We start from the raw sequence: 12,977 nt of genomic DNA, 5'->3' as shown, positions 1-12,977 counted from the left end.
AAGTTCCCCCGGACGGCGGAGGGGGAACCTAAGGTTGTCTCCTCCCAAGGTAAAGGGGGCGGGTGACGCAGCGTCCACCGCACCGGCGAAATCGGCTGTGCGGCGAGCGGGATCTGGACAGTGGCCCGCGGCGTTGTCACGCTGCCGCTGCTTCCCGCCGTGATGGCGGGTTGCTTCGGCCGCTTTTTCCGCGTTGGGGAACGACGAATTCGGGGGGCTGCCGATGGTCGCGGGTGAGGTTCAGGGGGTGGGGCAGGGCGGCGTTGCGGCGGATGTGCCGGCACAGGGGCCGTCGCGCCGCGCGATGCTGGGGCTGGATGCGCTCAATTTCTTCCTGGCGGATGTGCGAGACGGGCTCGGGCCCTATCTCGCCATCTATCTGCTCGCCGTGCGCGGGCCGGAACAGGGCTGGACGGAAGCCACCGTCGGCTTCGTGATGACCATTGCCGGCCTCACCGGCCTCCTCGCCCAGACCCCGGCCGGCGCGCTCATCGACAGCAGCCGCAACAAGCCCGCCATCGTGATTGCCGGCGCGCTGGCCGTGACGGTCGCCTGCCTCTCGCTGCCTTTCCTCTCCAATTTCTATCTGGTGGCGGGCAGCCAGTCACTGGCGGCGATGGCGGGAGCGATCTTCCCGCCGGCGCTCTCCGGCATCACCCTGGGGCTCGTGGGGCCGAAGGCATTCGCGCGGCGCATCGGGCGCAACGAGGCGTTCAACCATCTCGGCAATGCGGTCTCCGCCGCCATCGCCGCCGGCACGGCGGTGCTGTTCGGGCCCATCGTGGTGTTCTGGCTCATGGCGGTGCTGGCCGCGCTCAGCATCGGCGCCATGCTGGTGGTGCCGCGCCGCGAGATCGACGACACGCTAGCCCGCGGCCTCGCCCATGATGCCGCCCACCACGAGCATCCCTCCGGCCTGAAGACGCTCCTGTCGAGCCGGCCGCTGCTGATCTTCGCGCTCACCTGCTTCCTCTTCCACCTCTCCAACGCGGCCATGCTGCCCACCACCGGGCAGTTGCTGACCTATGTGGTGGGCAAGGAGCAGGCGACCTCGCTGATCGCCTTGTGCATCGTGGCGGCGCAATGCGTGATGGTGCCCATGGCCATCATGGTCGGCGCGAAGGCGGATGCGTGGGGACGCAAGCCCATCTTCCTCGTCGCCTTCGCGGTGCTGGCGCTGCGTGGCGCGCTCTACACCCTCTCCAACGATCCGTTCTGGCTGTTCGCCGTTCAGTGCCTCGACGGCGTGGGCGCCGGCATCTTCGGCGCGCTCTTCCCGGTGGTGGTGGCCGATCTCACGCGCGGCACCGGGCGGTTCAATGTCAGCCAGGGCGCGGTGGCGACGGCGCAGGGGCTGGGGGCGGCCTTCTCGGCGTCCATCGCAGGCGTGACCATCGTGGCCGCGGGATACAGCGCCGCCTTCCTTACCCTCTCCGCCATCGCGGCGGCGGGCTTCCTGCTCTATCTCTTCGCCATGCCGGAGACCGGCGCGGCGGCCACCGAGGCGCCCGCTCAGCCGCACGCCGGCAGCGCGGCCGTGTCGCCATAGAGCGCTTCGGCTTCGATCTTCAGCCCGCCGCGAAAGACGAAGATCTCACACGCGCGGCGGGTGGTGTCGCCCAGCGTCGCCTCGTAATGCACCACCATGCGCTGGCCCGGCTCGTCGCAGATGGCGGCGAGGAGGCGGAACTCCAGCCGCTCGATCCGCCCCAGCGCCTGCCGCCAATAGGCCTCGATGGCCGGGCGGCCCTCCAGCGCGGCGTGTCCCGTCACCTGCAGGGCGAAGGGGCTGCGGAACCGCGCATTGTCGGCGAAGGCGGATAGGACCGCCTCCACATCGCGCCGGTTCCAGGCGGCGATCCAGGCTTCGGCGTGGTGGAGCATCTGCTCGCGCGTGAGCGTCACGTCTGTGCCCTCGGCATGGGTCATGGCGCCGCCGTCTCTTCCGGCTCGTGGCAGCAGACGCAGATCTTGTTGCGGTCCAGATCGCGGAAATAGGCGCCGTAATAGTTGGGGTGATAGTGGGGCCTCAGGCCCGGGCCGCCTTCATCCGTTCCGCCGGCGGCCAGCGCCATGCGGTGGATGTCGTCCACGCTCGCCCGGTCAGGCGCGAGCAGGGCGACCATGGCGCCGTTGCCGGGAACCGCCGGGCGGCCGTCAAAGGGAAGGCACAGCAGGAACAGGGGAAACCTGCCCGTCGCCGGCTGCCATCCCGCCTGCCCGGCGGGCGCATCGAAGAAGCGCAGGCGCCAGCCGAGGCGCCCCATCAGCGGATCGTAGAAGGCCTGCGCGGCAACGATGTCGTTGGTGCCGACATTCACGTGGGAAATCATGCGGGCCTCACCATGGGGTTCCGTCCTTGCGGGTGAAGAACCAGCCGGTGGCGGAGAAATGCGCCACGAGATCGTCCTCGGGATATTCGCCCGCATCCTGAGGGTCGCGGTCGCCGATTTCCAGATAGCGGACCTCCCCCTCGCTGCGGTTGACGAGATGATGGGCGAGGCCTTCAGCCGGAAAGCCGATGAACATGCCGGGGGCGAGCAGGAACTCGCCCTCGTCCGTGCGCAATGTGGGCGTGCCGGCGAGGATATAGACGAACTCCTCCTGCCGGCTGTGCCGGTGCAGCAGCGCGGACTGGGCGCCGGGCGCCAGCGTCGTGAGGTTCACGCCGAAGCGGGAGAGGCCGAACGCGTCGCCGAGCTGCCGCTTCTCCCGGCCCGCCATGCGCGCGGCGAACGGGGCGGGATAGTTGGACGGCTTGCGCCGGGGCGGCACGTCCTCGGCGGCAAGCGGCGTGCGGGCGGGGCCGGTCATGGCACACTCTTCATGGAGACGTCCTCAATCAAGATCCTGCTGGAAGCTAGCGGATGTTTGGTCTCAAATGGGTGAGAAATTCTCACCTGTCCGGTTCGTGCGGGGAAGCGTCCATGTCGTCCAACCTGCCGTCCCTGCGGGGCCTCGCGGCGCTCGATGCGCTGGCACGGCACAAAAGGCAGGGGGCGGCCGCCGAGGCGCTGGGGATATCGCGCTCCGCTCTGTCCCACCGCATCGCGGATCTGGAGGCGGAGCTGGGCGCGCGGCTCGTCACCCGTTCCGGCCGCGTCTCCATGCTGACCGATGAGGGCACCGCGCTGCTCGCCGCCATGGGCGATGCCATCGGCAGGATCGAGGCGGCGGTGGCGCCGTTGCAGCGGCGGCTGCGGCAGATCCGGCTCTCCACCGTGAACACGCTGGCCGCCAACTGGCTGCTGCCCCGCCTGCCGCGCTTCCAGCGCGCCCATCCGGACATGGAGATCGCGGTGCTGACCACGCAGCGCGTGGCGGACCTCGACGGCGAGGATGTGGACTGCGCCATCCGCAACGGCATGGGCGACTGGCCCGGCATGGCGGCGCGGCTTCTCTTCCGCGAGACGCTGGTGCCCGCCGCCGCGCCGGGTCTGGCGCTGGGCCGGCCCTCCGGCTGGCCAGTGATCCGCGCCCGTGCCCGCTTCCGCGACTGGCCGCTTTGGTGGCAGCAGGCGGGCCAGAAGCGCGAAGCGCCTTCCGGCGGCATGGTGGTGGAGAACCGGGCGCAGGCGCTGGAGGCGGCGCTGGCCGGGGCCGGCGTCGTGCTCACCGACGCGCGTTATCTGGACACGCATCTCGCCGCCGGCCGCCTGCGGGTGCTGGGGCCGGTGATCGAGCTGGACACCGGCTTCCACTTCGTCCGCAGCCGGGCGCCGCGCAATCCGCGCAATGTGGAGGCCCTCGCGCGCTGGCTGGAAGAGGAGGGCCGGTCGGCGCCACAGGCCGGGTGGCCGCCGGGCGCTTCGGACTGAGGGAGCGGCGCGGCACCGGGCGATGCCGCGCCGCCCATCACCCGGCAAAGCCGGTGCCGGCGAGCAGGGGATCGAAGCGCACGAGCCGGCTGTCGGCGACGCCCGCCTGCCGATGCGCCATGGCCTCGCGATAGCGCGGATCGCGCAGCATCTGCACGAACGCGCCGGGGCTGGGATATTCGGCGATGAAGGCGATGTCCCAACGGGTCTCCGGCGGCCCGACGAGGGACAATTCGAACGCCCCGCGCCACACGATGCGCCCGCCGATCTCCGCCAGCACCGGCGCGCTGAGGCGGCTGTAGGCCTCATAGGCCTCCGCGCCGGTGGTCACGCGCCCGTCCGCATAGGCCACTTCATGACGCAGGCGGATGAGGTTCAGCAGGTGCACCGGGCCGGGGCGGTCGTTGGCGGCGAAGGCGGCGAACGTCTCGCGGGTGAAGCTGGTGTGTCCCTCCATGGCTCAGCCCTCTGCCACCGCCGTCCACAGGCCCGGATAGGCCGGCGCGCGGCGGGCGATCCAGGCGTCGAGCCCCTCGCGCAGATCGGCGGTGGGGGCCATGCGGGCGAACTGCTCGGCCTCCACCAGCAGGCCCTCGGCGATGGGCAGATTGATGCCGCGCGTCACCGCCGTGAGGATGGTCGAGACGGCGAGCGGGGAGTGGACGAGGATGCGTTCCAAGAGGTCCCGGGCGCGGGGCAGCAGTTCGTCGTGGGGCACCACGGCATTCACCAGCCCCAGCTCCAGCGCGCGCTGCGGGGTGAAGGTCTCGCCGGTGAGCAGCAGCTCCATCGCCCGCTTGCGGCCGGCGAGGCGCGGCAGGCGCTGGGTGCCGCCGAAGGTGGGCGGCATGCCGAGCAAGATCTCGGGCTTGGCGAACACCGCGCGGTCGCTGGCGATGGCGAGCGGCGCCGCCTCCGTCACCTCGCATCCGCCGCCATAGGCAAGGCCGTTGACCGCGACCACAAGCGGCTTGCGGAACGCCTCCACCCGCGCCGTCAGCCTTTGGCCGCGCGCCACGAAATCCCGCAGCGCCGCCTCGGGGCTCTCAGCCACCGAGCGGGAGAATTCGGGAATGTCGCCGCCCGCCGAGAAGGCGCGTCCGGTGCCGGTAAGGATGACGCCGCGGACGCCGTCGTCGCCCTCGATGGCGTCGAGGTGGCGCAGCAGCGTCTCGATGGTCTCGTAGCTCAGGGCGTTGAGCTTTTCCGGGCGGTTGAGGGTGAGGGTGGCGATGGCGCCGTCGACCGTCTTCAGCACAAGCGCCGTCTCGTTCGCGTTCATGGATGGCTCCTCGTTCAGCGAGGCGCCGACCATGCGCGCGGCGGCCGGTTGAGTATACTCACTGTACGGTATACCTTGCGGCCATGCAGAAGCCCCCGAATGCCCGCGTCCAAGACAAGCGCGCCCAGGAAAAGCGCGCCCACGATGCCCGCGGCCAAGACAGGCGCGCCCAGGACGGACGCGCCCAGGACATCCGCGCCAAGGACACGCGGGCGAACATCGTCCAGGCCGCCTCCAAGCTGTTCTACGGGGAGGGGATCGGCCGCGTCAGCATGGATGCGGTGGCGGAGAAAGCGGGCGTTACCAAGCGCACGCTCTATTATCATTTCGACAGCAAGGACGACCTCGTCGCCGCCTATCTCGATGCCCGCGACCAGCCCAACCTGACGCAGATGGCAGGGTGGTTCGCCGCCGCCGAGGGTGGGGTGGACGAGAAGGTCGCGGCCATCTTCACGGCCCTCGCCAAGAGCGCGCGGCATCCCAAATGGAAGGGCTGCGGCTTCCTGCGCACCACGGCCGAACTTGCAGCGCTCCCGGGACATCCGGCGGTGAAGATCGGCGCGCGCCACAAGGCGGCGTTCGCCACGTGGCTGGCGGGCGAACTCGACGGCGCGGGCTTCGCGACCCCCACCGCTCTGGCGCGGCAGATCCTGCTGCTGCTCGACGGCGCCTTCTCCGCCTCGCTGGTGCATCGGGATGCGAGCTGGTTCGAGGAGGCGGGCGCCGCCGCGCGCGCGCTGGTGCGCGCCCATCCCCGGCAGGAGCGGGCGAGCGCGGTATCGTGATGCATTGAGTGCTTGCAAGTCCGCGCCCGGCGGCCATGGTGGGCGCCTCTATCGCGGGAGACAGGCAGTGGACTACGTGAAATTCGGCGCGACGGGCCTCGAAGTCTCGAAGCTGTGCCTAGGATGCATGACGTTCGGCGAGCCGAACCGCGGCTCCCACGCCTGGACCCTCAAGGAGGAGGAGAGCCGCCCGCTCATCCGCCAGGCGCTCGACCTCGGCATCAATTTCCTCGACACCGCCAACGTCTATTCCGACGGCACCTCCGAGGAGATCGTCGGCCGCGCGCTGAAGGATTTCGTGCGGCGCGAGGAGGTGGTGCTGGCCACCAAGGTGTTCAACCGCATGCGCCCCGGCCCCAATGGCGCCGGCCTCTCGCGCAAGGCGATCATGGCCGAGATCGACGCCAGCCTGCGGCGGCTCGGCACGGACTATGTGGACCTCTACCAGATCCACCGCTTCGACCACGCGACCCCCATCGAGGAGACGCTGGAAGCGCTTCACGACGTGGTGAAGGCGGGCAAGGCGCGCTACATCGGCGCCTCCTCCATGCCGGCATGGCGCTTCGCCAAGGCGATCTACATTTCCCGCCTCAACGGCTGGACCCGCTTCGTGAGCATGCAGAATCACCTCAACCTCCTCTATCGCGAGGAGGAGCGCGAGATGCTGCCCCTGTGCATCGAGGAAGGTGTGGCGGTGATCCCGTGGAGCCCGCTGGCGCGCGGCCGGCTGGCGCGGGCGTGGGACGAGGCGACCTATCGGTTGGAGAGCGACGAATTCGGCAAGACGCTCTATGTGGCGGGTGACCGCGAGGTGGTGGACGCGGTGGGTGCCATCGCCGCGACGAGGGGCGTGCCGCGCGCGCAGGTGGCCCTCGCCTGGCTGCTGCAGAAGAAGGGCGTCACCGCCCCCATCATCGGCGCATCCAAGCCCGGCCATCTCACGGATGCCGTGGCCGCCCTCTCGCTGACCCTGACGGCGGAGGAGATCGCCGCGCTGGAGGCGCCTTACGTGCCCCACGCCGTCGCCGGCTTCACGGACTGAGCCCCCGCGTCCGCCGTGGCGAAAAGATCACGTTTCGTCGATCTGTGGGCGCCCGCTCCGCCCGCAGCAAAGTCGCCGCTTTGCCGTCGAAATTCCGCCCGCCGTCCGGAGCATCAGACGAGAGCGGGCAGGTTGGCCCGATCGTGTTTCTGGACAAGACCCATGAAGGGCATCGCTTTCGGAATTCTCCTCACCGTCGTCGCCGGTCTGCTGAGCGTCGGCGTCACCTTTGTGTTCGGCGGCAGCGGCGGCCTTAACTTCCTGCTCGCGCTCGGCGCCACGCTGGTGGCTCTCGCCATGGACGTGCCGACCGTCGCCTGACGCGCGCGCTCAGCCCGCCTGGGAGGCAGCGACCGGCTCCGGCGGCGCCTCCACGGTGCGGGCGAACCCGGTGAGCAGCACCGCCACCTCGGCCGGCGCCTGAAGGGTCGGCACGTGCGCGCAATCGGGGATTTCGTGGAAGGTGCCGTTGGGCACGAGATCGGCGAGCTCTTGCGCCATCACCGGCGGCGTCGCCGCATCCAGAGCTCCGGCGCAGGCGAACACCGGCACGGCGAGCCGCCGGGCGGCCTCCTTCAGATCGAGCGTCGCGAGAATCCCGCAGGCTTCGCGGAAGACATCCGGATCGGTGGCGACAAAGGCGGCGCGCCGCTCCGCCAGCGTCTGCGGCACCCGCGCCGCCATGGCGGCCGGAAACAGGCGCAGCATGGCGGTCTGGGCGATGGATTCCAGCCCCTCTTCGCCCGCCTTCGCGGCCATGAAGCGGAAGGCGCCGCGCCCCTCCTCGGTGAAGCCGGCGCCGCAGCCGGCCAGGAACAGGCCGCTCGACAGCTGCGGATGGCGCAGGGCCGTGGCGAGAGCGAGGAACGAGCCGTAGCCGTTGCCGAACAGGATCGGCGTCTCGCCGGGGCAGGCCTCCGCCACCGCTGCCGCCACCGCATCCGCCTGACCGTCCAGTCCCCCCTCGACGCGCGGCGAACCGCCGAAGCCCGGCAGATCGAGCAGCACCAGCCGGAAGCTGTCGGACAGCAGCGGCACCATGGGCTCGAGGCTGCCGCGATCGGACAGCAGGGAATGCAGGAACACGATGCTGGGACCGGTGCCGGTGATGTGCGCGGAGAGGCCGGCGGCGCGGGTGTTGGCGGTGAGCATCAGTGCACTCCCAGATGTTGGGCCATGAGGGCGGGATCGTCGGCGAGGACCTGAGGCGGTCCGCGCCAGACCACCTCCCCCGAGGACAGGACGACACAGGTGTCGGCGAGCCGCAGCGCCAGCGGCAGATTGTGTTCCACGAGGAGGATGGAGAGCCCGGCCGCCTTCAGCGCGGCGATGGATTCCGCCACCTCGGCGACGATCTGCGGCGCGAGCCCTTCCGCCGGCTCGTCCAGCAGCAGCACGCGCGGATTGGTGACCAGCGCGCGGGCGATGGCCAGCATCTGCTGCTCGCCGCCGGACATGGAGCCGGCGAGCTGCCGTCGCCGTTCCTTCAGGCGGGGAAACAGCGTCTCCACCGAGGCGATGTCGAACACCCGCTCCGCCTTGTGGCGCGGCGGCCGGTAGGCGATGGCGAGATGTTCCTGCACGGTAAGGGAGGGGAAGATGCGCCGCCCCTGCGGCACCAGCCCCACGCCGAGCCGGCAGATGGCCTCGGGCTTGCGGCCCTCCAGCGCGGTGCCGAACAAATCGATGCGCCCCTGCCGGGCGTCGTTGAGGCCGGCGATGGCGGAGAGGGTCGTGGACTTGCCCGCGCCGTTGCGGCCGAGCAGGGCAGTCACCGCGCCCTCGGCGCAGGTGATGTCCAGCCCGCGCACGGCGCAGATCTCGCCGTGATAGACGTGGAGATTGGACAGGGTCAGGGCTTCAGGCACCGAGATACACCTCCCGTGTGCGGGGATCTGCGGCGATGTCGGCGCGCGATCCGGTGGTCACCACCCGGCCGTGGTGGAGCAAAGTGATGCGCTCGGCGAAGGCGAGGGCGACATCCATGTCGTGCTCGATGAGCACCACCGTCATCTCCTCGGGCAGATTGGCGAGCAGCTCCTGCACCATCACCCGCTCATCGCGGGAGAGGCCGGCCAAAGGCTCGTCCAGCAGCAGCACGCGCGGGTCGAGGGCCAGCGCCATGGCGATCTCAAGACGACGGCGATCGCCATAGGCGGTCTGGGACACCGGCCGGTCCGCGAGGTCGGCGAGCTTCACCCGGTCGAGGATGGCCAGCGCCTCGGATCTGAGCGCCGCATCCGCGCCGAACGGGGCCCATGCGCGCCACTTGTCGCGGCGCAGGCCGTTCAGGGCCAGCATCACGTTCCGGCAAAGGGTCTCGTGTGGGAAGAGCGTGAGGATCTGATAGGTGCGCGCGAGGCCATGGCCGGTGCGCTTGCGCGGCGGCAGGCCCACGAGTTCCGATCCGAACAGCCGGATGGAGCCGCCGGTGGGCGTGAGGTCGCCGCAGATCAGGTTGAACAGCGTGGTCTTGCCCGCGCCGTTGGGGCCGAGCAGCAGATGCCGCTCGCCGGGCATGATGTCGAGGCTGACGTCCGCGACGGCCGGCAGGCCGCCGAACTGCTTGGTCAGGCCGTCGATGCGCAAGGCGGGCTCAGCCATCGGCGCGCTCCCGGGGCACGAGTTTGGGGGCAGGCGTCGGGCGCAGCCGCTTCAGCCACGCGGTGAGGCGGGAGAAGCCGGGCACGATGCCGTCGGGCATCAGCAGGACGATGACGACGAAGGTGAAGCCGAGCAGCATCACCCAGCGGTCGATCCAGATGGAGGCGAGGTTCTTGAGCAGCACCACCAGCGCCGCCCCGATGAGCGGACCGGCGAGCGTGCCGGCGCCGCCCGCCACCACCATCAGCAGCACCTCGGCGGAGGCGGTCACCGCCATCATGTGCGGGCTGACGAACTGGTGATACCAGGCATAGAGCAGACCGGCGGCCGCGCCCCAGGCGGCGGCCAGCATCCAGGCCACGAAGCGGATGCGCCACACGTCATAGCCCACCGCGCCCATGCGGCGCGGCTGGTCCCGCGTGCCCCGCAGCGCGACGCCGAGCGGGCTGTCGAAGAAGCGGCCGAGCTGGATGAGCGCCAGTGCCAGCACAATGAGGCACAGCCACAGGAAATATTCCGGCTTTTCCAGCGGCAGCCAAGCGCCGCCGGGGCGGGGCACGCCGGACAGGCCGTTGTCGCCGCCGGTCACCGAGGTCCAGCGATAGGCCGCACCCCAGACGATCTGGCAGAGGGCCATGGTGATCATCACGAAGCCGAGGCCGGTGGTGCGCAGGGCGACGAGGGCGAACAGCGCGGACACCATCATCGTCCCGCCGAGGGCGAAGAGGGCGGCCGCCACCGGGTCGATCCCGCCCACGGTGGAGAGCCACGCCACGAGATAGGCGGTGAGGCCGGGAAACACCGCGAAGCCGAGCGAGTTCAGCCCCGCATGGCCCACCAGCACGTTCAGCCCCAGCGCGCCGATGGCGGCGATGGCCACCTGGCTGGTCAGGTTCACGTAGAAGGGCGAGGTGGAGAACAGGGGCACCATGGCCATGGCGGCCAGCGCCACCGCGAAGGGGAGGACGCGCGCGCTCATCCGAGCCTCCGGCCGAACAGGCCCTGCGGCGCTACGGAGAGCACCGCGATCATGGGCAGGAACAGGATCACATAGGCAAGGTCGGGCACGAGCACCTGTCCGAACGTGTAGATGAAGCCGATGGCGTAGGCGCCGACGAACGCCCCGACGAGGCTCCCGGCGCCGCCGAGGATGACGACCAGCAAGGCCAGCGGCAGCATGTCCTGGTCGAGGCTGGGATAGACCGAGAGGATGGGGCCGCCGATGACCCCGCCGAGGCCGGCGAGCGCCGTGCCGAGGCAGAAGACGGCGGTGAAGAGGGTAGAAGCCGAGACACCGATGGCGCGGGCCATGCCCACGTCGTCCACCGCCGCGCGGATCATGGCGCCGGCGCGGGTGCGCTCCACCAGCAGCCAGAGCCCCAGCGCCACCGCCGCCGAGGCGCCGATGACGAACAGCCGGTAGCGCGGGAACACCGCATCGCCGATGCGCACGGCACCGGAGAGTTCCGGCGGCGGCGGCAGGCGCATGGGATCACCACCCCACGTCATCAGGCAGGCGTCGGCGATGATGAAAGCGAGGCCCAGCGTCAGCAGAACCTGCGGCAGGGTGCGGCCGGCGAGGCGGCGCAGCAGGGTGCGCTCGATGATGCCGCCGAGCAGCCCCACGGCCACCGCCGCCGTTGCCGCCGCCGCCCAGAAGCCGAACCCGGCCTTCACCGCGGCAAGGCCGAGATAGGCGCCCAGCATGAACAGCGCGCCATGGGCAAGGTTCGCCACCCGCATCAGCCCGAAGATCAGGCTGAAGCCCGACGCCAGCATGAACAACAGTCCGCCGAGCGCGAGGGCGTTGAGGCTTTGGCTGACCCAGAAGGTCATGATCGGTCCTCGGAAAAGAAGGAGGGGCCAGGCGAATGGCTAATGGGTCGTCATCCCCCGGCGTGTCCGGGGGATCCACACAGTGTGGCGGGGCGGGCTACAGCAACTCATGCACCCCGCGTGCGGCGGAGTGGATGCCCCGGAACTCGGCTGTTGCCGAGTTCCCACTTCACGAACGGAAGTCGGCAACAGCCGACTTCCGGACAAGCCGGGGCATGACGGCCCTTTGCTGGGATAAGTCCCGGAATCAAATCCCGGTTCACTGCCCCAGATTCTTCGCCGGCGGGTAGTCGCGGCTGTAGACCGGATCGGCGAGGAAGGCCTTGGGATCGTAGATCCAGAACTGCGTCACCTTCGGATAGGTCTTGATGACGACGTTCTGCAGCCGTCCGTCCTTCTCCTCGGTCTTGCGGATGGTGACGTTCATGATGGGGTTGCCGTATTCGTCGAGGGTGACCTCGCCATACGGTCCCTTCTCCAGCTTCACCGAGCGCAGCGCCTTCATCAGCGCCTGCTTGTCCTCCACCTTGCCGTCGACGGCCTTCACGGCCGCATCGAGGAAGGCGCAGGCCGCATAGGCGCCGGCGGTGTAGTAGCCGGGATCGGCGCCGTACTTGGCGCGGATGCCGGCGGCGAATTCCTTGTTGCCGGGCACGTCCTGGGTTGCCGTGTACCAGCCGGAGGAGATGACCCCGACGGCTTCCTTGCCCATGGACTTGAGGATGCCCTCGTCCACGGTGGTCATCTGCGCGATCACCTTCACCGGCGCGCCATATTCGGCATATTGCTGGAGGAAGCGCAGGCCGTTGCCGCCGGCGAAGGCGGCGTAGACCGCATCCACGTCGGTGCGGATCTGGCTGATGTAGCTGCCGTAGTCGGCGACGTTGAGCGGCGGCCAGAGCTTCTGCACCACCTTGCCGCCATTGTCCTCGAAGGCGCGCTGGAAGCCGGCGGTGGCCTCATGGCCGAAGGCGAAGTCGTCGCCGATGGTGACGACGCGCTTCAGCTTGAGATCCTTGGCGGCATATTCGCCGAGCGCGTGGTTGGCCTGGGCCGAGGTGCCCACGGCGCGCACGAACCACGGATTCTGCTTGCGCTGGGTGAGGTCCTCAGCCGCCGCCGAGGGCGAGATCACCGGCACGCCCACCTGGCGGATGTAGTCGTCGATGGCCAGCGCCTCGAAGGCGGCCAGCGGACCGATGATGGCGTTGACGCGCTCGCGCTCCACCAGCTCCTGGGCGCGGGTCTTGGTGGTGGCGGGCTGGCCGGCGGTGTCCACCGTGATGAGCTCGACCTTGCGGCCGCCCATCATGCCGTTCCGCTCGGCAAGGCAATATTCCATGCCCTGCTCCATCTGCTTGCCGCCAGCGGCCAGCGCGCCGGAGCGCACGGTCATGAAGCCGACCTTGATGGGCGGCTGCTGCGCCGCCGCGGGCAGGGCCGCGAGCGCCGACAACGCCGTCGCGGCGAGCCACGAACAGGCGACGGTGCGCTTGGTGAGTGTGGGCATTTTTGCTCTCCCTGAGATGCTCTTGACGGCTAAATTTTTTGTCGTGATATTTCACGCAGAACCCAAAACCGCCGTCAAGGGCTAATTTTCCGTTGTTTTG

16 protein-coding genes are annotated in these 12,977 nt (G+C 69.8%); 5 read left to right on the top strand and 11 right to left on the bottom strand.

Features of this window, described 5'->3' with window-relative positions; all coding sequences use genetic code 11:
• Positions 1–304 precede the first annotated feature (304 nt).
• Positions 305–1,549, top strand: coding sequence for an MFS transporter (locus D7006_RS16240; RefSeq protein ID WP_237356932.1), 1,245 nt, complete (start codon positions 305–307; stop codon positions 1,547–1,549).
• On the opposite strand, the gene D7006_RS16235 is transcribed toward D7006_RS16240, so the two are convergent.
• From D7006_RS16235 to D7006_RS16225, 3 genes are read right to left on the bottom strand one after another with little or no spacing between them, the layout of a single operon-like run.
• The gene (locus D7006_RS16235; RefSeq protein ID WP_237353758.1) at positions 1,513–1,929 is read right to left on the bottom strand and encodes a nuclear transport factor 2 family protein; all 417 of its coding nucleotides are present in this window, start codon (positions 1,927–1,929) and stop codon (positions 1,513–1,515) included. The two genes, D7006_RS16240 and D7006_RS16235, sit on opposite strands and share 37 nt — an antisense overlap.
• Complete coding sequence (locus D7006_RS16230) at positions 1,926–2,333, bottom strand: VOC family protein (protein ID WP_237353757.1); 408 nt, start codon at positions 2,331–2,333, stop codon at positions 1,926–1,928. Before D7006_RS16230 ends, D7006_RS16235 begins: the two co-directional genes overlap by 4 nt.
• A gap of 7 nt (positions 2,334–2,340) precedes the next feature.
• Positions 2,341–2,814 (bottom strand): cupin domain-containing protein, encoded by a 474-nt coding sequence (locus tag D7006_RS16225; RefSeq protein WP_237353756.1) that lies wholly within the window; start codon positions 2,812–2,814, stop codon positions 2,341–2,343.
• Between the two features lie 113 nt (positions 2,815–2,927).
• Here D7006_RS16225 and D7006_RS16220 point away from each other — a divergent pair, with 113 nt between their 5' ends.
• Positions 2,928–3,818, top strand: a complete 891-nt coding sequence (locus D7006_RS16220; protein ID WP_237353755.1) for a LysR substrate-binding domain-containing protein — start codon at positions 2,928–2,930, stop codon at positions 3,816–3,818.
• 37 nt (positions 3,819–3,855) lie between these two features.
• On the opposite strand, the gene D7006_RS16215 is transcribed toward D7006_RS16220, so the two are convergent.
• A complete protein-coding gene (locus tag D7006_RS16215) occupies positions 3,856–4,275 on the bottom strand; it encodes a DUF1330 domain-containing protein (RefSeq protein ID WP_237353754.1) in 420 nt (139 codons plus the stop codon).
• A 3-nt stretch (positions 4,276–4,278) separates the two neighbouring features.
• Positions 4,279–5,100, bottom strand: coding sequence for a crotonase/enoyl-CoA hydratase family protein (locus D7006_RS16210; RefSeq protein ID WP_237353753.1), 822 nt, complete (start codon positions 5,098–5,100; stop codon positions 4,279–4,281).
• Between the two features lie 83 nt (positions 5,101–5,183).
• Here D7006_RS16210 and D7006_RS16205 point away from each other — a divergent pair, with 83 nt between their 5' ends.
• The 3 genes from D7006_RS16205 (at position 5,184) to D7006_RS16195 (ending at position 7,248) form a co-directional block, all read left to right on the top strand.
• Positions 5,184–5,885: a TetR/AcrR family transcriptional regulator gene (locus D7006_RS16205; RefSeq protein ID WP_237353752.1), complete on the top strand. Its 702-nt coding sequence runs from the start codon at positions 5,184–5,186 to the stop codon at positions 5,883–5,885.
• 67 nt (positions 5,886–5,952) lie between these two features.
• Positions 5,953–6,927: an aldo/keto reductase gene (locus D7006_RS16200; RefSeq protein ID WP_237353751.1), complete on the top strand. Its 975-nt coding sequence runs from the start codon at positions 5,953–5,955 to the stop codon at positions 6,925–6,927.
• A gap of 162 nt (positions 6,928–7,089) precedes the next feature.
• Positions 7,090–7,248 (top strand): hypothetical protein, encoded by a 159-nt coding sequence (locus D7006_RS16195; RefSeq protein ID WP_155982261.1) that lies wholly within the window; start codon positions 7,090–7,092, stop codon positions 7,246–7,248.
• A gap of 9 nt (positions 7,249–7,257) precedes the next feature.
• Here the strand turns inward: D7006_RS16195 and D7006_RS16190 are convergent, their stop codons facing one another.
• From D7006_RS16190 to D7006_RS16165, 6 genes are all read right to left on the bottom strand, one after another.
• Positions 7,258–8,079 (bottom strand): alpha/beta fold hydrolase, encoded by an 822-nt coding sequence (locus tag D7006_RS16190; protein WP_237353750.1) that lies wholly within the window; start codon positions 8,077–8,079, stop codon positions 7,258–7,260.
• The gene (locus D7006_RS16185; protein ID WP_229643621.1) at positions 8,079–8,795 is read right to left on the bottom strand and encodes an ABC transporter ATP-binding protein; all 717 of its coding nucleotides are present in this window, start codon (positions 8,793–8,795) and stop codon (positions 8,079–8,081) included. The genes D7006_RS16190 and D7006_RS16185 overlap by 1 nt, the downstream gene beginning before the upstream one ends.
• Positions 8,788–9,531, bottom strand: a complete 744-nt coding sequence (locus tag D7006_RS16180) for an ABC transporter ATP-binding protein (protein ID WP_237353749.1) — start codon at positions 9,529–9,531, stop codon at positions 8,788–8,790. Before D7006_RS16180 ends, D7006_RS16185 begins: the two co-directional genes overlap by 8 nt.
• A complete protein-coding gene (locus D7006_RS16175) occupies positions 9,524–10,510 on the bottom strand; it encodes a branched-chain amino acid ABC transporter permease (RefSeq protein ID WP_237353748.1) in 987 nt (328 codons plus the stop codon). The genes D7006_RS16180 and D7006_RS16175 overlap by 8 nt, the downstream gene beginning before the upstream one ends.
• Entirely contained in the window at positions 10,507–11,367 is an 861-nt protein-coding gene (locus D7006_RS16170; RefSeq protein WP_169122898.1) for a branched-chain amino acid ABC transporter permease, read from the bottom strand. Before D7006_RS16170 ends, D7006_RS16175 begins: the two co-directional genes overlap by 4 nt.
• A 259-nt stretch (positions 11,368–11,626) precedes the next feature.
• The gene (locus D7006_RS16165) at positions 11,627–12,877 is read right to left on the bottom strand and encodes an ABC transporter substrate-binding protein (protein WP_229643619.1); all 1,251 of its coding nucleotides are present in this window, start codon (positions 12,875–12,877) and stop codon (positions 11,627–11,629) included.
• Positions 12,878–12,977 lie beyond the last annotated feature (100 nt).

The organism is Xanthobacter sp. YC-JY1, from assembly GCF_021730305.1.
GTDB lineage: Bacteria > Pseudomonadota > Alphaproteobacteria > Rhizobiales > Xanthobacteraceae > Xanthobacter > Xanthobacter flavus.
This window is presented reverse-complemented; position numbering and strand designations above follow the sequence as displayed.

Bases quoted from the DNA above. Each gene is read 5' to 3' on its own strand.
- D7006_RS16240 (WP_237356932.1), top strand. From the start codon at position 305: ATGCTGGGGCTGGATGCGCTCAATTTCTTCCTGGCGGATGTGCGAGAC.
- D7006_RS16235 (WP_237353758.1), bottom strand. From the start codon at position 1,929: ATGACCCATGCCGAGGGCACAGACGTGACGCTCACGCGCGAGCAGATG.
- D7006_RS16230 (WP_237353757.1), bottom strand. From the start codon at position 2,333: ATGATTTCCCACGTGAATGTCGGCACCAACGACATCGTTGCCGCGCAG.
- D7006_RS16225 (WP_237353756.1), bottom strand. From the start codon at position 2,814: ATGACCGGCCCCGCCCGCACGCCGCTTGCCGCCGAGGACGTGCCGCCC.
- D7006_RS16220 (WP_237353755.1), top strand. From the start codon at position 2,928: ATGTCGTCCAACCTGCCGTCCCTGCGGGGCCTCGCGGCGCTCGATGCG.
- D7006_RS16215 (WP_237353754.1), bottom strand. From the start codon at position 4,275: ATGGAGGGACACACCAGCTTCACCCGCGAGACGTTCGCCGCCTTCGCC.
- D7006_RS16210 (WP_237353753.1), bottom strand. From the start codon at position 5,100: ATGAACGCGAACGAGACGGCGCTTGTGCTGAAGACGGTCGACGGCGCC.
- D7006_RS16205 (WP_237353752.1), top strand. From the start codon at position 5,184: ATGCAGAAGCCCCCGAATGCCCGCGTCCAAGACAAGCGCGCCCAGGAA.
- D7006_RS16195 (WP_155982261.1), top strand. From the start codon at position 7,090: ATGAAGGGCATCGCTTTCGGAATTCTCCTCACCGTCGTCGCCGGTCTG.
- D7006_RS16190 (WP_237353750.1), bottom strand. From the start codon at position 8,079: ATGCTCACCGCCAACACCCGCGCCGCCGGCCTCTCCGCGCACATCACC.
- D7006_RS16180 (WP_237353749.1), bottom strand. From the start codon at position 9,531: ATGGCTGAGCCCGCCTTGCGCATCGACGGCCTGACCAAGCAGTTCGGC.
- D7006_RS16175 (WP_237353748.1), bottom strand. From the start codon at position 10,510: ATGAGCGCGCGCGTCCTCCCCTTCGCGGTGGCGCTGGCCGCCATGGCC.
- D7006_RS16170 (WP_169122898.1), bottom strand. From the start codon at position 11,367: ATGACCTTCTGGGTCAGCCAAAGCCTCAACGCCCTCGCGCTCGGCGGA.
- D7006_RS16165 (WP_229643619.1), bottom strand. From the start codon at position 12,877: ATGCCCACACTCACCAAGCGCACCGTCGCCTGTTCGTGGCTCGCCGCG.